The following is an 894-nucleotide window of genomic DNA, read 5'->3' as shown; positions in this document are numbered from 1 at the left end:
ACTTATGGCGAAACCAGGCAAGTTGATCGGTTAGCTTATGGATTTGTTGATCCTTTTTAGCCACGACAGACGTCAATTCCTGGTTTTTTGCTTCCAGGGTATCCAAGGTCCCATTGTCAACTTTTCGCAACCGGGAAAGCTCTTGAAAGAGCTCATCACGTTCCTGCAGAAGCTCCTGTATTAACATATCCTTATCGGTTGCAAAATCGCTCATCTATCACTGTCTGATTACGAGCTTAAAGATAGCAAAATCAAGGCTTACAGCCAATTTTTTCTATCTAAAAAACCTGAAAAGATGCTTCTTTTTGTCGCCTTTTCAAGACACGTTTTCTGGGCTTCACATTCTTTACAATCATCATCAGATCGTGCCACCCGATGGCATGAGATAGGAGGCTTTCATCGAAGCTGGGCAATTTAAAAACACCACCGTCTAACTTCTTGTGGTAGATTACCAGTCCTCCGTGTTCCAGATGAAGAATCTTCATGGTGGTCAGCCTCCGGTTGACAAAAATGAAAACTTCTCCGTTTTGAACGTCGCGCTTCATCTCCGACTTTATGATACCGCTAAGGGTGTAAAAACTTTTGCGCATATCTACCGGCGCAGGATAAAGAAAGTACTTTAGCTTACTATGTAAATGAAACATCGGCCTCAATCGAATAAGTGAACAATCGCTTTTAGTAACTCCATATCGATATTGTCTCTTAACACCATCTTTGTGCCGTTAGGAAACACAAACTCAATGGGGGCATTATTCCCTGGGGCGTGAGAACTTTTTATGGGAGCTTGGATTGTCCGCCTCTCAGTAGCTTGTTGGTTAGAATCAAACACCAAGGGGACAAAACTCGAAGGCTGATGTTGCGATGTCTCTTCTAATTTGTTTCTCCAGTAGTAAA

General features: G+C 42.5%; 3 protein-coding genes. All 3 read right to left on the bottom strand.

Going from position 1 to position 894, the window contains the following annotated elements; genetic code table 11:
• Window positions 1-214: hypothetical protein (locus W7W_RS0121445; RefSeq protein ID WP_010665660.1), on the bottom strand; the 214-nt coding region annotated here is incomplete at its 3' end.
• A 64-nt stretch (window positions 215-278) separates the two neighbouring features.
• Window positions 279-644 carry an IS66 family insertion sequence element accessory protein TnpB gene (gene tnpB / locus W7W_RS0121440; protein ID WP_025006992.1) on the bottom strand — a complete coding sequence of 122 codons (366 nt, stop codon included), beginning with the start codon at window positions 642-644 and terminating at the stop codon, window positions 279-281.
• A 5-nt stretch (window positions 645-649) separates the two neighbouring features.
• On the bottom strand, window positions 650-894 hold a 245-nt coding region (locus W7W_RS23955; protein WP_010665658.1), incomplete at its 5' end, for a hypothetical protein.

Source organism: Marinilabilia salmonicolor JCM 21150 (genome assembly GCF_000259075.1).
Lineage (GTDB): Bacteria > Bacteroidota > Bacteroidia > Bacteroidales > Marinilabiliaceae > Marinilabilia > Marinilabilia salmonicolor.
The sequence above is the reverse complement of the archived record's forward strand: the minus strand, read 5'-3'. Positions and strand labels throughout refer to the sequence as shown.

Excerpts from the sequence above, each read along its gene's own strand:
- tnpB (WP_025006992.1), bottom strand. The coding sequence starts at position 644 with ATGTTTCATTTACATAGTAAGCTAAAGTACTTTCTTTATCCTGCGCCG.